This window comes from Ruegeria sp. AF8 (assembly GCF_056541825.1).
The window spans coordinates 92715-106026 of record NZ_JBQFYW010000002.1; the positions used below are offsets into that span (position 1 = coordinate 92715).

Genomic DNA, 13312 nt, shown 5'->3' on the forward strand with positions numbered 1-13312 from the left:
GGATCCTGACGATGGCTAGAGTTGCAAGCGTCATATCAGCACCGGGCGAATTGTAAACCGTTCCCGTTACCGCTAACCTACCGATTTTCCACCGTTTAGGGCTAACATTTCTCTGTTTGCGCCAACATTGCCCGGCCTGCCCAGGACAAAATCGCCGGGCAGCGCTTCAGGTCAGAGCCAGCGCCCGCGCGCGCGCCAGCTTGCGCTCGCGGAAAAACGTGAACAGACCCGATCCGATGATCAGCGACGCCCCCGCGAGGGTCCAGAAATCAGGCTGCTCTCCGAAAACCAGCATGCCTGCGAGAATCGAAAACACCAGCCGCGTATAGCGGAACGGCGTGACCGCTGACGCCTCACCAATCCGCATCGCGGCGACGATCCCGTAATACCCCAGCACGCCAAACACCACAGCCCCGATATAGGGCCCGACCTGCGCGCTCTGCAGCGGCGCCACCGGCTGTCCCATGAACAGCATCAGCGCACCGCCGGCAAAGATCAGCCCCAGATAGGCCTGCGACGCCACCACGACCGACGGCACCCTCGCATCGATCACCCTCGTGATCAGATCGCGTGCGGCAATGGCAATGACAGTGGCCACCACATAAAGCGAGTTCGGTTCGAAACCCTCAAAGCCGGGCCGGATAATCATCAGCACCCCGATCAGCCCGACAAGAATCGCCAGCCAGCGGCGCCAGCCGACCTGTTCGCCCATGAACAATGCCGCCCCCATGGTGATGGTCAGCGGCAAGACCTGAAACACGGCTGCAACCGTGGACAAATCGACCAGCGACAGAGCGGTGACGAAAAACAGCGCGCCCACCGCCTCCGATGCCGCCCGCAACAGCGGCAGCGGTGCCCAGGCCTCGCGCAGAAACACCCGCTTGCGCCCGGCAACCGCCATCACCAGAAAGATGACGGAACAGCATATACCCAGAACCATCAGGATTTGCCCTGTCGCGACGGCACTTGAAAGCTGCTTGATGAATATGTCCTCAAGCGTGAAAAAGGCCATCGAGGCCACGATCAGCAAGATACCGTTGACGTTGTTCATGCGCGTTCCCTGAACGCAGGACAGCCAACCTGCCCCGCGATACCGCAACCCAAACCGCAAGACCGTTCACTCGGCAAGCAAAATCCCGGCGCCCGCCATGAAAAGGCGTGAAGCGGCCCATCGCAATCCGTGATACGCGCCCGCATCTTTCCGGCTTTGATTCTCGGGACGTATTGCAGTCCCTTGGTCAGGGTTTCTTGACCGGTACCCCGTAAAGCTCCAGCTTGTGCCCCTTGAGCTTGTATCCCAACTTGGCCGCGATCTTTTCCTGCAGCACCTCGATCTCGGGATCGACGAATTCGATCACCTCGCCGGAATTCAGATCGATCAGATGATCGTGATGGTCGCGTTCGGCATCCTCGTATCGCGCCCGCCCGTCGCCGAATTCCAGCCGCTCCAGAATCCCCGCCTCTTCGAACAGTTTCACCGTGCGATAGACGGTGGCGATGGAAATCCCCGAATCAAGCGCCGAGGCGCGGGTGTACAACTCTTCCACATCAGGGTGATCGTCGCTGTCCTCCAGCACACGGGCAATGACCCGGCGCTGACCGGTCATACGCAGGCCCTTGGCCTCACATCGGGCGATGATCGTGTCCGACATTCATGATCCCCATCGGTGTTTGGAGTTCTGTCATAATACGTCCGCGCCCGCATCGCCACCGGGTTTTGCCGCAAACCCGCCCATGTTACCGGCGCCGGTTATCGGGAACGCCCCGATAAATTTTTTTTCAAACGAATTCCCCGCAATGGCTGGTTTTCATTGCGCATGAGAAGATCCCGGAAGGTTGCAATCAGATGCCTGCTGTGAACAATGAGCGCCGAGACGCTTGCCTGCCGTGTCGGCACAACCGGCGTCCAGATCAGAAGGATGCCGAAGGATGAGTTTCAGACGAACAGCAAAGAGCGGTCTGGCGATCTTTGCAGCCACGCAGATGATGTTGGCGACTCAATTCAGCACGATGGCGCAGGCCGAAATGCTGAGTACCGACGAGGTAATCTCAAGATACGCGGCTCATGCCGATCGGGACTTTTTGCTGAGCGAACTCACGAAACAGGACATTCGCGATGAGCTTGTCTCAAGAGGCGTCGACCCCGATGAAGCCGAAAGGCGTCTCAAGGCATTGTCGAACGAGGAAATAAAATCGGTATTGGTGCAGATGGAGAACGACACCGCCGGAGGCAACGGTATTGTGGGGGCGCTGCTGACGGTCTTCCTCATCCTGCTGGTGACAGATCTGTTGTGCCTGACGAAGGTGTTCCCCTTTACCCGATGTGCCGGTCGCTGATCCATTTTCGCCGACACAACCTCCATATTTGGCTTGTCGTCCTGCTGCCAGTCTTGCTGAGTGCGTGCACGCAAGCGCAGATGCCGATACCGTCGCAGATCGACGCTCCGCCCCGCGCGACGGTGGCGGGTGTTCCGCTTATCAAGCAAAACGATTTCCATTGCGGGCCAGCATCGCTTGCCATGGTTTTTCAGTGGTCTGGATTGGACATCACCCAAGCCCAAGTCGCGGCTCAATCCTTTACTCCCGGCGCAAAGGGAACATATCTCGCCGATATGACAGGGGCCGCGCGCCGACACGCGATGCTGGCCGTCCGTCTTTCGACCCTCGAGGATCTGCTCGAGGAAATCGCCGCAGGGCACCCGGTAATCATTTTCCAGAATCTCGGTCTCAACTGGGCGCCGCGATGGCACTACGCGGTCGTCGTCGGCTATGACCTGAACAGCAATCAGATCATCCTTCACTCGGGCGAGCACGAGCGGATGACGATGGATCTGCAGCTTTTCATGCGGACATGGCAGCGAGGGGAATACTGGGCACTGGCCGTTTTGCCCCCGAACCGGTTGCCGATGACGGAAAACCAGTGGGAAATCCTGCGCGCGGCGGCTGCGTTGGAACGGCTGGGACATTCCGAGGCCGCGGAAAAGGTCTATGTCAACGGAGGGTCCCGTTGGCCGGACAATTGGGTCTGGGCGTATGGCCTCGGCAATGCCCGATACCAGCAAGGTGACCTCGAAGGCGCAAAAAGGGCATTGAAAAAAGCCGCAAGGATTGATCCCTCCGTCCCGGAAATCCAACACAATCTGAAAGTGGTCATTGATGAATTGTCGCAACCCGGCCCAAATTCAGATTGACGCAAGTCAGCGTTTCGACATCACCGGGATCGTCAAAGATATGCACATTGAATTTCTTGTATTTTCCCTGGAGACCGGAGCATTACCCTGAACCGGCGGCCCCCAGATCGGCCCAGACCGGCAAATGGTCAGAGGCGATATGCGCGGGCCGTTCGGAACAGACCCCATGCGCCCGCGCCTGCAGCCCCGGGCCCAGCGCGATCCGGTCCAGCGCCCCCAGCGGCTGCGCCGCGGGAAAGCTTGGCAAAGGCGGCAAGAACCGCATGTCCGGGGCCAGATGATCCAGCACCGGCTGGCGCGACCATTCGTTGAAATCACCGGCCCAGACCGTCGGCATCGCCTCCAGCGCATGGCTGTCGCGGCGCATATGCACCACCTGCCGGTGCCGCCAGCGCGACATCAGTCCCAGATGCATGCCCAGCACCCTCAGCGGGCCGATCGAGGTCTCGAACTCCACCCGCACCGCGCCACGCGGCTCCAGACCCGGCAGATCGTGATGGCCGGTCCGGCGCACGGTGATGCCCGTGCCACGCCAGATCACCGCATTGCCATGCCAGCCCAGACTGCCCGCCCCGCCCAGATCGGCCACCTGCCAGCCCGCCTCCTCCAACATGAAATGCGGCAGTGCGGCGGGCCGTGGCGGCAGGCGCTTGTCCGCCTCCTGCAACACCACGATGTCGGCCCCCAGCCGATCCAGCACCTTCAGGATGCGCTGCGGCTGACGGCGCAGATCGAGGCCCACACATTTCTGGATGTTGTAACTGGCAATACGCAGGGTCGCGGCTTGGGTCATGGTCTCGGCGATCAACGGCTTGGTCACAGGATCACCTCCACTGCGGCATTGCGCAACCCCTCCCGTCATCTCAGGTGCCGCAAAAAGTAGCATGCACCACTTCGCTCTCGGTCGGCGGGCGGGTGAGGTCGGACTGTTCCGGTTGATCCAGATAGGGACGCGACAGAACGTCGTTCAGGCGATGAAACGGGGCGAAATCTCCTCCGACCGCCGCCGCGATCATCTGCTCGATTCGGTGATTGCGCGGGATGAACGCCGGGTTGGCAGCCTTCAACCTGTCCGCCACGCCCTCTTCCCGCTCCACGCGCGCCGTCCATCCCCCGGCCCAGCCGTCATAGGCTTCCGGGTCGGTGAACTGATCCCGCGCCTTGTCGGTGCCCAGCGCCCGGAACGTGTTGGTGAAATCGGCCTGGTTCTGCGCCATGCGGGTCAGCAGATCACCGATCAGGCCCAAATCCCCCGGCTCTTCGGTGGCAAGCCCGATCTTGGCGCGGAACAACCGAAACCACTGGGCCTCGATTGCCTCGGGCATCGCATGCACGATCCCGGTCGCCTCCTCGACCGCCGCCTCGCGGTCCTCCATCTGCTGGATCAGCGCAGTGGCCAGTTGCGCCATGTTCCACACCGAAATGTCCGGCTGGCTGGCATAGGCATAGCGCCCCATCCGGTCGATCGAGCTGTAGACGGTCTGTGGATGATAGCTGTCCATGAAGGCGCAGGGGCCATAGTCGATGGTTTCCCCGGCAATCGAACAGTTGTCGGTGTTCATCACCCCGTGAATGAACCCCACGCTCATCCACTGCGCCACCAGCCGTGCCTGCGCGTCGCGCACCGCCGCCAGCAAGCCCATCGGCCCCTCGGCCTGCGGGTAGTGGCGCGCAATGGCATAGTCGGTCAGCCGCCTGAGACCGCCGGTATCTCCCCGCGCCGCAAACACCTGAAACGTTCCCACCCGCAGATGGCTCTGCGCGACCCGCGTCAACACCGCGCCTGGCATTGGCCCTTCGCGCAGCACCACCTCGCCGGTCTCGACCGCCGCCAGCGCCCGGGTGGTGGGGATGCCCAGCGCATGCATCGCCTCGGACACCACATATTCCCGCAGCACCGGCCCCAGCCACGCCCGCCCGTCGCCCTGCCGCGAAAACGGCGTACGCCCCGAACCTTTCAGCTGAATGTCCCGGCGCACGCCATCGGTTCCGACCGTCTCGCCCAGTAAAAGTGCGCGCCCGTCGCCCAGTTGCGGATTGTAATGCCCGAATTGATGCCCGGAATAGAGCTGTGCCAGCGGCTCCGCTCCCTCGGGCACCGCATTGCCGGCAAAGACCTGCGCCATCTCTTCGACATCGCCCGGCGCAATCCCCATGATCCGCGCCAGATCGCTGTTGAACGCAATCATCCTTGGCGCGCGTACCGGCTCGGGTGTCAGCCGCGCATAGAAACTGACCGGCAGTCGCGCATAGGAATTGTCGAACGGGATCGTCAGGGTCATGGCCCGAACATATGCCTCAAACGCGGAATTGCCATAGCCGGAGCAACCGAACCGCTGCATAATTGCCTGAAAACCGTCAGGGAACGCTCAATGACCGCGCAACAGATCATCGACCAACTGAACCTGCAACGTCACCCCGAAGGCGGCTGGTACCGTGAAACCTGGCGCGCTGGCAATCCGGGCCGCGCCACCGGCACCTGCATCTATTTCCTGCTGCAGGCGGGCGAGCGCAGCCACTGGCACCGGGTCGACGCGACCGAGATCTGGCTTTTCCACGCGGGCGCGCCTCTGGTGCTGTCAATAAGCTCAAACGACGCCGGCCCCGCCACCGAACACCTTCTGACCCCGGACCTGACCAATGGTGCGCCGCAACTGATCGTGCCGGAGAACCACTGGCAGGCCGCCCGCAGCACCGGCGAATACACGCTGGTCAGTTGCACCGTGTCGCCGGGGTTCGAATTCGATGGCTTCGAACTGGCCGCACCCGGCTTCGACATCCCGCGCGATTGAGCCCGAAATCAGTCCCCCCAGGCATTGAAAGGCCACAGCCGGCCCTTCATGCACCAGCTCAGCCCGAACGCCACCAGAGCCAGCGCCTCGAACCAGAAGGTCAGATCGTTGCGGTTCCACCAGGCCAGCCCGCCGGAGCCCGCGTCAAAGGCCAGAAACTTGAAAAACAACGCGGCAACGGCCAAAAGGATCAACAGTCCGAAGATCAGATACCAGAAATTCCGCCGTGTTTTCCTGGCCGCCAGCGAAACACCGGGTTTCCCGCCCCGCTTGGTGGCGCTCACCGATTGCGGGCGGCGAAACACGACGATGGAATAATAGGCCAGCACCAGAAACATCCCCCCGGCCGAGATGAAATGCAGGCTGCTCAGCGGGATGCCCCAGATCTCAGCGCCTCCCCAGAAATCAAAGCCGGGCACTCCGGCGACAGTCGGCGGCACAACGGCGGTTCCGCCGCTGGTGTCGCTCAGAAACACCCGCGCCATGCTGCCATCGAAATTTTCGCACCCCTCCCCGTCAGTCGGAAAGAACGCCACGCCAAAAGCGCACAGCCCCGCCAGACGCGCCAGCCAGATATCCCAGGGCCGGTGCCCCAGATAGCCATCCACGCGCCCCTGCGTCGCGATCCCCTTCCCCGGCAGCCTGTAAAAGAACAGCAACAGCACCCCGATAAAGCTCAGCGCGCCCACCAGCAGGTCACCGCCGAGCCGGGTGAAGTAATAATGGCTGATCGAATCGATGGTCGGGCAGGCGCCGCCAAGCCAGCCCGCCACCAGCAGCGCAAAGGGCAGACCCAGCGCCACCACGCCGACGCTCTTGTTCACCGCCTTGAGGTTCACCTGAAACGGCAAGCCGCTGCCCGCGTCATGTTCCAGAGCCCGAAATTCGCTTTCAGAAATCATTTTCGCCCCTCCGCGGGTGCCGAAATACCAATCCAGTATCAGCGACCGCGGCCATTCTGACAAGTTTTCCGCCTCGCACCGCTTGCCTGCGGGGCGGCAAGGCGTCAGGCTTGCCGCATGGACCACACAAGCCTGATCCGATCTTTGCCCGCCGATACCCGCGACTTGTTGCAGGCGCGCTCGAACCGCGCGGGGCTGAGGCAACTGGGCGGCTATCTGGGCCTTCTGGGTCTGACCAGCGCGGGGATCGTGGCGCAGGTGCCGCTCTGGCCCGCGCTGATCCTGCCGCAGGGTATTCTGCTGGTATTCCTGTTCACGCTCAGCCACGAATGCACCCACAAGACGCCGTTCCGCACCGGATGGTTGAACGAGGCGGCGGGGCATGGCGTCGGGCTGCTGATCGGCCTGCCCTTTACCTGGTTCCGCTATTTCCACCTGGCCCATCACAAATGGACCAACGATCCCGAGCGCGACCCGGAACTGGCGGGCAAGCCCCGCCCCGACAACCCTGCCAGCCTGATCGCCTATCTCAGCGGCTGGTTCTACTGGGCAGGCATGGCCACGGTGCTGGTGCGCAATGCCTTGGGGCGCATCGACGCGCCCTATCTGCCCGCGCGCCGTCACGGCGCGATGCGGCTTGAGGCGCGGGTCCTGCTGGCGCTTTATGCACTTGCCGCGCTCAGCCTGCTGGCCTCACCGCTGCTGTTCTGGCTCTGGCTGCTGCCGCTGCTTGTGGGTCAGCCCTTCCTGCGGCTCTATCTGCTGGCCGAACACGGGCTGTGCCCGGCCGTCGCCAACATGCTGGAAAACTCGCGCACCACCTTCACCAACCGGATCGTGCGCGCGCTCGCCTGGAACATGCCCTATCACGCCGAACACCACGCCTTTCCGAACGTGCCCTTCCACAAGCTGCCCGCCTTCCACGGCTGGACCCGGGCGCATCTGAAATCGACATCGGATGGATATCTCGCGTTTTCCGACAGCTATCTCAAAGATCTGCGCCACAGTGATCGGCGACCGGACTTACGCTGACGAAGCCCATTCCAGCGGCGTCGGCAAGGGCGCATTGGCAAAGTCGGCTCTGACAACACGCCGAGTGCCCTGAACGCTCGCCGGACCGGACCGGTGCAGCATGTACATGCTCATCACCAGAATGTCTCCCCGCTGTGCCGTTTCGGTTTCCCTGACGCACTCCGCACCGATCCTTTCCGCATCACCCGACGTGATCCGGCCCGCACCGTGGCTGCGCAAGGCCAGTTCCATACCTCCGTTCGACGCATCGACGTCATCGAGAAAAATCCGGGTAAAGATCATGTTCCTCAGAACGTCCGCCGGCGGCTCGCAATGCCATATCCCGGATTTGCTGGTCCAGTTGCGAAAACCCGGCATCTCGATTTTCCTCCGCACCGCGATTACGCGATCCTGATGCCATGGAACCGCCCAGTTTCGGTCTGCCGACTTGTCGAACGCAACGGCCCTGACGGCGAACGCCCCGGGCAGCACATGGTCCAAAACTTCGCGCAACTCGCCCCTGTTCAGGATATCCAGAGCTTTCACACGCTCACCGGCGCAATGGTTCCGGGGGTATAACCGGTCAAGACCGGCAAGAGTCGAGGCACTCAGTTTTCGTCGAATCCAGCAACGTCCGAATTGGGACAGGTTTTCGACGTCCGTCATTTTGCGGCGCTCTCCGGAACGCTGACGATCCCGCCCCCCACCAGCGCCCCGACGCCGGTCGTACCGGGACAGGATGTCGGCAGGCCCCGCGCCACCCGCACCGCAAGATAGGCGAATGCCTGCGCCTCCAGCATGTCACCGTTCAGCCCCACCGCCTCGACCGGCTCCACCCGGCAGTCGAGCGAGACCCGCAACATCTCCATCAGCACCGGGTTGTGCCGCCCGCCGCCGGTGACCAGAACCCGCGCGGGCGGTTTCGGGCAATAGCCCATCCCCTGCGCCACGCCCGCCGCGCACATCGCCGTCAGCGTCGCCACCGCATCGGCATCCGCCAGGGGCTCGACCAGCGCCGCCATCCTGGCGAAATCGTTGCGGTCCAGCGACTTGGGCGGCATGCGTGAAAAGAACGGCTCGGCCAGAAACCGCTCCAGCATCCCGGCCTCGACCGTCCCCTTGCGCGCCACCGCGCCATCGCGGTCCATCGCCAGACCGAACCGCGCCTGCATCAGATCGTCGACCGGCGCGTTGGCCGGACCGGTGTCGAAGGCCAAAAGCGCCCCCTCCTGCTCGGGGCGGTCAAAGGACGGGTCGACATAAGTCAGGTTCCCGACCCCGCCGAGGTTCAGGAAACACACCGGCTGCCGCGCTCCGATCCATTTGGCGCAGGCGAAATGAAAGAACGGCGCCAGCGGCGCGCCCTCGCCTCCCATCGCCACATCGTCCGAGCGGAAATCCCAGACCACAGGCAGGCCCAGAGCCTCGGCCAGCGCTGCGCCGTCCCCCACCTGCAAGGTCCCCTTCACATGCGGATCATGCGCCAGCGTCTGGCCGTGAAACCCGACCAGATCGACATCGGCGAACCCCGCCAGCGCCTCGGAATGCAGCAGGGTCACCAGGGTTGCCGCCGCCTCGACCTCTTCGCCGCCCCATTGCCCCAGCGCCGCCCGCAGCACGGCGCGCTCGGCCTCGGTATAGGTCCTGTACCCGCTGCGCCCGAATCCGCCGATCCCGTGCCCGTCGGTTTCAAGCACGGCAACGTCGATCCCGTCCATCGACGTACCCGACATCGCCCCCAGCGCCCGCACCGGGCCGATATTGTTGATGGCGTCGCTCATGGCCCTGCCCTTCATGTCTGCCACCGCTCAGCATGCGGTCGTCATATGCTGCGAAAACCGGTTTCCACTTTTCGGATTGCTCTCTATAAGTTGCCCCGCAATTCAAACCCGAGGCAAGACATGAACTACCATCCCAAATCGGATTTCATCGCAGTGATGATGGAGCGCGGCTTTCTCGCCGACTGCACCGATTATCAGGGCCTGGACGAGGCGCTGATCAAGGGGGTTCAGCCCGGCTATATCGGCTTTGACGCCACCGCCAGGTCGCTGCATGTGGGCAGCCTGATCCAGATCATGATGCTGCGCTGGCTGCAAAAGACCGGCCACAAGCCGATCACCCTGATGGGCGGCGGCACCACCAAGGTGGGCGATCCGTCTTTCCGCGCCGACGAACGCCCCCTGCTGGGACCGGAGCAGATCGACGAGAACATCGCCGGCATCCGCAAGGTCTTTGCCGCCTATATCGACTATGACAGCGGCGCCGAAAACGCCGCGCTGATGCTCAACAACGCCGAGTGGCTGGACGATCTGAACTACCTCGATTTCCTGCGCGACATCGGGCGGCATTTCTCGGTCAACCGGATGCTCAGCTTCGAATCGGTGAAATCGCGGCTGGACCGCGAGCAATCGCTTTCCTTCCTCGAATTCAACTACATGATCCTGCAGGCCTATGACTTCATGGAGCTGAACCGCCGTTATGGCTGCATCCTGCAGATGGGCGGCTCGGACCAGTGGGGCAATATCGTCAATGGCATCGACCTGACCCGCCGCGTGATCGATCACGAGGTCTTCGGGCTCACCTCGCCGCTGCTGACCACCTCGGACGGCAAGAAGATGGGCAAATCCCAGGACGGCGCGGTCTGGCTGAACGCCGACATGCGCTCGCCTTACGAGTTCTGGCAGTTCTGGCGCAACACCACCGATGCCGATGTGGGCCGGTTCCTGAAGCTTTATAGCGAACTGCCCGTCGACGAATGCGACCGGCTGGGCGCGCTGGCAGGCTCCGAGGTCAACGCCGCCAAGATCATCCTCGCCAACGAGGTCACGGCCCTGCTGCACGGGCGCGACGCCGCCGCAACGGCCGAGGCCACCGCCCGCGAGGTCTTCGAAAAGGGCGGCGTGGGCGATGACCTGCCGACGCTGACGCTCAGCGCGGACGAGCTGGGCGACGGCATGTCCATCGTGCAGATCATCGTCAAATCCGGCCTCGCCAAATCCGGCAAGGAGGCCAAGCGCCTGATCGCCGAAAACGGCGCCCGCCTGGACGATGCGCCGCTGACCGATGCCGGGCTGATGATCGACGCCGGCGCGCTGTCCTCGCCGATCAAGCTGAGCGCAGGCAAGAAACGCCACGCGCTGGTGCAGTTGGCCTAGGCACCCATCCGCCAATGAACTCAGTCAAACGGCCACCTGTCATGTGGCCGTTTGCGTTTGAAGGCTGGCGTTCTAAAATGGCAAGGTCTGCTCTGCGGACCTTTCGGACCTTTCGGACTTTCGCTGCAGCTGCGCCAACGTCGGGTTTGCTATTCGCGAAAAAAAGACGTTCAGCTAAACCAATCGCTATGCTTTTACTAAGGTACTGTCCGAGTTCCGGAACCAAACACAGCCTGCAGCCGAGTTGAGATGAACGCCCGCAACCCAAGTATCGATGCCATTGGCCGAAACCTGGTTGCTCGCTCCAAGTAGACAAGCCTCTCCAAAGTCCGTCAGGCGAACTTCACAGGCTCTCATTGTATGCCGATCACCTCTCAGTTCGACAGTTGGATTGGATTGGTTCTGATCTCCCATGCCGACAAGAATTGAAAATAATATACCATCGCCAAATGATCTTCCGTCCGGCTCGTCGCCAACCATGGCGTGGCCGACAACTCGCGCCGATTTCGTCCATTCCTTCGGAGTTGCCTTGAGCAATCGCTCCTGCGCAAGGGTGAGACCGCTATCAACCCTTGGGTACGATGAGATCAGGTCGTCTATTGCGCGATTTATGTAAGGAAGTGCATCAATTTCAGTATGATCGTGGCGGAATGCGAACAGCGCCTCCGGCGAGTTGGAAACGATAACATTCCAAATTTCTTCAAGCCGCACTAGAAAGTTGCCATCTACCAGCACTGGCTTCGGCCTCTCGGACAAAGCCTCTAGATTTAGCATCGCTAGTGAATGCCAGTGCTTCTTCGACGGATATTGGAATAGTTGCACGAGACGTCCTTCTCGTGCTGTTTGCCGAAGCAAGTTTGCAAGTCCTAAAAGGAAAATTTGTTCCCTTCCTTCGCCTGCGATCATGATCTCTACATGATCTGAGGCTTGTAAGAGCTTTCGCAGTGATCGCCTCTCTGTTGGCCGATTTCCTCGCTCGACTATCCCAGTCTTACACCAATACCTCTGTCTCAGCCTGAGCAATTGTTCAGGTTCGTCAGTCGGTACAAGAGGCCCAAATGTCATGTCCTCGAAGCAAGAGAACAGCTCTGTTGTCTTACGGCCTTCTTTCTTCAGGAGTTGGCGAACCATTCCGCCAGAGGATAGATCAGCAGTAATCGCGAGTTCGTTTTGCATGACATCAGAGTCGCTCGGTTGTTCAAAGAAAGCAACTTGCCAAGAGCCATTCTGACCTCAAAAGGTTGTCTGCCTCCCGTATGGGACCAGACATTCGTGCAATCCGCAGCACCTGTAACTTTGGGCTCAAAGCTGACAATACCGAACATGTGCACCATCTATGCGACGCGACTGGACAGGCACATCCGTAATGCATTATCTGAACACATGTTCATATATGCGGAGAGGAACCTGTCATGCAACTCAGCAATACCGCTGTCATCGTAACCGGAGGGGCTTCGGGCCTCGGCGAAGCCACCGCCCGCTATTTCGCCGGCAGCGGCGCGCAGGTCACCATCCTTGATCGCGACACCACGCGCGGCCCGCAGGTCGCCGCCGAGATCGGCGGGCATTTCGCCGAGACGGATGTGACCGACGAGGCCTCGGTCGCCGCCGCCATCGCCCATGCCGCAGAAAAGATGGGCAGGATCACCGCCGCCGTGAACTGCGCCGGTGTGGGCACTGTCGGCAAGACTCTGGGCAAGGAGGGGCCACTGTCCCTCAAGACCTTCGATATGACCATCGACATCAATCTGGTCGGCAGCTTCAACGTCGCCCGCCTTGCCGCCGCCGAGATGGCAAAGAATGAACCGGATGAAAACGGCGAGCGCGGCGTGATTATCAACACCGCCTCCATCGCCGCCTTTGACGGGCAGAAAGGCCAGGTGTCCTATTCCGCCTCCAAGGGCGGCATCGTCGGCATGACCCTGCCCATGGCCCGCGACCTCGCCCGCGACAGCATCCGCGTCATGGCCATCGCCCCCGGCATCTTTCTGACCCCGATGCTGCTGGGCCTGCCGCAGGAGGCGCAGGATCAACTCGCTGCCGAGGTCACCTGCCCGCCCCGTCTGGGCCGCCCCGAAGAGTTCGGCCGGATGGCCGGCTTCATCGTCGAGATGGGCTATCTCAACGGCGAGGTCATCCGCCTCGACGGCGCGTTGCGGATGCGCTGAACGTTGCTGGCGAAACGGCCCGGGCCTTCGCTCCGGGCCGGTTTCCGGCGTGTACAATTCGGACAACCGGGGTCAGAAACCCGGTACAATTCG

General features: G+C 61.9%; 14 protein-coding genes. 6 read left to right on the top strand and 8 right to left on the bottom strand.

What is annotated here, in order from left to right:
• Nucleotides 1-166 precede the first annotated feature (166 nt).
• Both ACR0AO_RS05865 and ACR0AO_RS05870 read right to left on the bottom strand, forming a co-directional pair.
• Nucleotides 167-1051 (bottom strand): DMT family transporter, encoded by an 885-nt coding sequence (locus ACR0AO_RS05865; protein WP_480601101.1) that lies wholly within the window; start codon nucleotides 1049-1051, stop codon nucleotides 167-169.
• Nucleotides 1052-1238: 187 nt separating this feature from the next.
• Nucleotides 1239-1652 carry a Fur family transcriptional regulator gene (locus tag ACR0AO_RS05870; RefSeq protein ID WP_480601103.1) on the bottom strand — a complete coding sequence of 138 codons (414 nt, stop codon included), beginning with the start codon at nucleotides 1650-1652 and terminating at the stop codon, nucleotides 1239-1241.
• Nucleotides 1653-1929: 277 nt separating this feature from the next.
• Between ACR0AO_RS05870 and ACR0AO_RS05875 the strand changes: the two genes are divergently transcribed.
• Together ACR0AO_RS05875 and ACR0AO_RS05880 are read left to right on the top strand one after the other, a co-directional pair.
• Nucleotides 1930-2337, top strand: coding sequence for a PA2779 family protein (locus ACR0AO_RS05875; RefSeq protein ID WP_480601105.1), 408 nt, complete (start codon nucleotides 1930-1932; stop codon nucleotides 2335-2337).
• A gap of 80 nt (nucleotides 2338-2417) precedes the next feature.
• Nucleotides 2418-3191 (top strand): PA2778 family cysteine peptidase, encoded by a 774-nt coding sequence (locus ACR0AO_RS05880; RefSeq protein WP_480601107.1) that lies wholly within the window; start codon nucleotides 2418-2420, stop codon nucleotides 3189-3191.
• Nucleotides 3192-3273: 82 nt separating this feature from the next.
• Here ACR0AO_RS05880 and ACR0AO_RS05885 read toward each other — a convergent pair whose 3' ends face one another.
• Together ACR0AO_RS05885 and ACR0AO_RS05890 are read right to left on the bottom strand one after the other, a co-directional pair.
• Nucleotides 3274-3984, bottom strand: a complete 711-nt coding sequence (locus ACR0AO_RS05885) for an endonuclease/exonuclease/phosphatase family protein (protein WP_480601750.1) — start codon at nucleotides 3982-3984, stop codon at nucleotides 3274-3276.
• Between the two features lie 70 nt (nucleotides 3985-4054).
• Nucleotides 4055-5473, bottom strand: coding sequence for a protein adenylyltransferase SelO (locus tag ACR0AO_RS05890; protein ID WP_480601110.1), 1419 nt, complete (start codon nucleotides 5471-5473; stop codon nucleotides 4055-4057).
• Nucleotides 5474-5563: 90 nt separating this feature from the next.
• On the opposite strand from ACR0AO_RS05890, the gene ACR0AO_RS05895 reads away from it, so the two are divergent.
• On the top strand, nucleotides 5564-5983 hold the full coding sequence (locus ACR0AO_RS05895) for a cupin domain-containing protein (RefSeq protein ID WP_480601112.1): 420 nt from the start codon (nucleotides 5564-5566) through the stop codon (nucleotides 5981-5983).
• Between the two features lie 8 nt (nucleotides 5984-5991).
• Here the strand turns inward: ACR0AO_RS05895 and ACR0AO_RS05900 are convergent, their stop codons facing one another.
• Entirely contained in the window at nucleotides 5992-6885 is an 894-nt protein-coding gene (locus ACR0AO_RS05900) for a hypothetical protein (protein WP_480601114.1), read from the bottom strand.
• A gap of 117 nt (nucleotides 6886-7002) precedes the next feature.
• On the opposite strand from ACR0AO_RS05900, the gene ACR0AO_RS05905 reads away from it, so the two are divergent.
• Entirely contained in the window at nucleotides 7003-7917 is a 915-nt protein-coding gene (locus tag ACR0AO_RS05905; protein ID WP_480601116.1) for a fatty acid desaturase, read from the top strand.
• Here the strand turns inward: ACR0AO_RS05905 and ACR0AO_RS05910 are convergent.
• Together ACR0AO_RS05910 and ACR0AO_RS05915 are read right to left on the bottom strand one after the other, a co-directional pair.
• Entirely contained in the window at nucleotides 7909-8562 is a 654-nt protein-coding gene (locus ACR0AO_RS05910) for a phytanoyl-CoA dioxygenase family protein (RefSeq protein ID WP_480601118.1), read from the bottom strand. The genes ACR0AO_RS05905 and ACR0AO_RS05910 overlap by 9 nt on opposite strands.
• Nucleotides 8559-9677 (bottom strand): anhydro-N-acetylmuramic acid kinase, encoded by a 1119-nt coding sequence (locus ACR0AO_RS05915; RefSeq protein ID WP_480601121.1) that lies wholly within the window; start codon nucleotides 9675-9677, stop codon nucleotides 8559-8561. Before ACR0AO_RS05915 ends, ACR0AO_RS05910 begins: the two co-directional genes overlap by 4 nt.
• A gap of 120 nt (nucleotides 9678-9797) precedes the next feature.
• On the opposite strand from ACR0AO_RS05915, the gene tyrS reads away from it, so the two are divergent.
• A complete protein-coding gene (gene tyrS, locus ACR0AO_RS05920) occupies nucleotides 9798-11051 on the top strand; it encodes a tyrosine--tRNA ligase (protein ID WP_480601124.1) in 1254 nt (417 codons plus the stop codon).
• 186 nt (nucleotides 11052-11237) lie between these two features.
• On the opposite strand, the gene ACR0AO_RS05925 is transcribed toward tyrS, so the two are convergent.
• Nucleotides 11238-11957 carry a hypothetical protein gene (locus ACR0AO_RS05925; RefSeq protein ID WP_480601126.1) on the bottom strand — a complete coding sequence of 240 codons (720 nt, stop codon included), beginning with the start codon at nucleotides 11955-11957 and terminating at the stop codon, nucleotides 11238-11240.
• A gap of 506 nt (nucleotides 11958-12463) precedes the next feature.
• Here ACR0AO_RS05925 and ACR0AO_RS05930 point away from each other — a divergent pair.
• Nucleotides 12464-13219 carry an SDR family NAD(P)-dependent oxidoreductase gene (locus ACR0AO_RS05930; protein WP_480601129.1) on the top strand — a complete coding sequence of 252 codons (756 nt, stop codon included), beginning with the start codon at nucleotides 12464-12466 and terminating at the stop codon, nucleotides 13217-13219.
• The last annotated feature ends 93 nt before the right edge of the window (nucleotides 13220-13312 follow it).

What these genes read in the sequence shown, in the direction of transcription:
- ACR0AO_RS05865 (WP_480601101.1), bottom strand. Translation starts at nt 1,051, where the DNA reads ATGAACAACGTCAACGGTATCTTGCTGATCGTGGCCTCGATGGCCTTT.
- ACR0AO_RS05870 (WP_480601103.1), bottom strand. Translation starts at nt 1,652, where the DNA reads ATGTCGGACACGATCATCGCCCGATGTGAGGCCAAGGGCCTGCGTATG.
- ACR0AO_RS05875 (WP_480601105.1), top strand. Translation starts at nt 1,930, where the DNA reads ATGAGTTTCAGACGAACAGCAAAGAGCGGTCTGGCGATCTTTGCAGCC.
- ACR0AO_RS05880 (WP_480601107.1), top strand. Translation starts at nt 2,418, where the DNA reads ATGCCGATACCGTCGCAGATCGACGCTCCGCCCCGCGCGACGGTGGCG.
- ACR0AO_RS05885 (WP_480601750.1), bottom strand. Translation starts at nt 3,984, where the DNA reads ATGACCCAAGCCGCGACCCTGCGTATTGCCAGTTACAACATCCAGAAA.
- ACR0AO_RS05890 (WP_480601110.1), bottom strand. Translation starts at nt 5,473, where the DNA reads ATGACCCTGACGATCCCGTTCGACAATTCCTATGCGCGACTGCCGGTC.
- ACR0AO_RS05895 (WP_480601112.1), top strand. Translation starts at nt 5,564, where the DNA reads ATGACCGCGCAACAGATCATCGACCAACTGAACCTGCAACGTCACCCC.
- ACR0AO_RS05900 (WP_480601114.1), bottom strand. Translation starts at nt 6,885, where the DNA reads ATGATTTCTGAAAGCGAATTTCGGGCTCTGGAACATGACGCGGGCAGC.
- ACR0AO_RS05905 (WP_480601116.1), top strand. Translation starts at nt 7,003, where the DNA reads ATGGACCACACAAGCCTGATCCGATCTTTGCCCGCCGATACCCGCGAC.
- ACR0AO_RS05910 (WP_480601118.1), bottom strand. Translation starts at nt 8,562, where the DNA reads ATGACGGACGTCGAAAACCTGTCCCAATTCGGACGTTGCTGGATTCGA.
- ACR0AO_RS05915 (WP_480601121.1), bottom strand. Translation starts at nt 9,677, where the DNA reads ATGAGCGACGCCATCAACAATATCGGCCCGGTGCGGGCGCTGGGGGCG.
- tyrS (WP_480601124.1), top strand. Translation starts at nt 9,798, where the DNA reads ATGAACTACCATCCCAAATCGGATTTCATCGCAGTGATGATGGAGCGC.
- ACR0AO_RS05925 (WP_480601126.1), bottom strand. Translation starts at nt 11,957, where the DNA reads ATGATCGCAGGCGAAGGAAGGGAACAAATTTTCCTTTTAGGACTTGCA.
- ACR0AO_RS05930 (WP_480601129.1), top strand. Translation starts at nt 12,464, where the DNA reads ATGCAACTCAGCAATACCGCTGTCATCGTAACCGGAGGGGCTTCGGGC.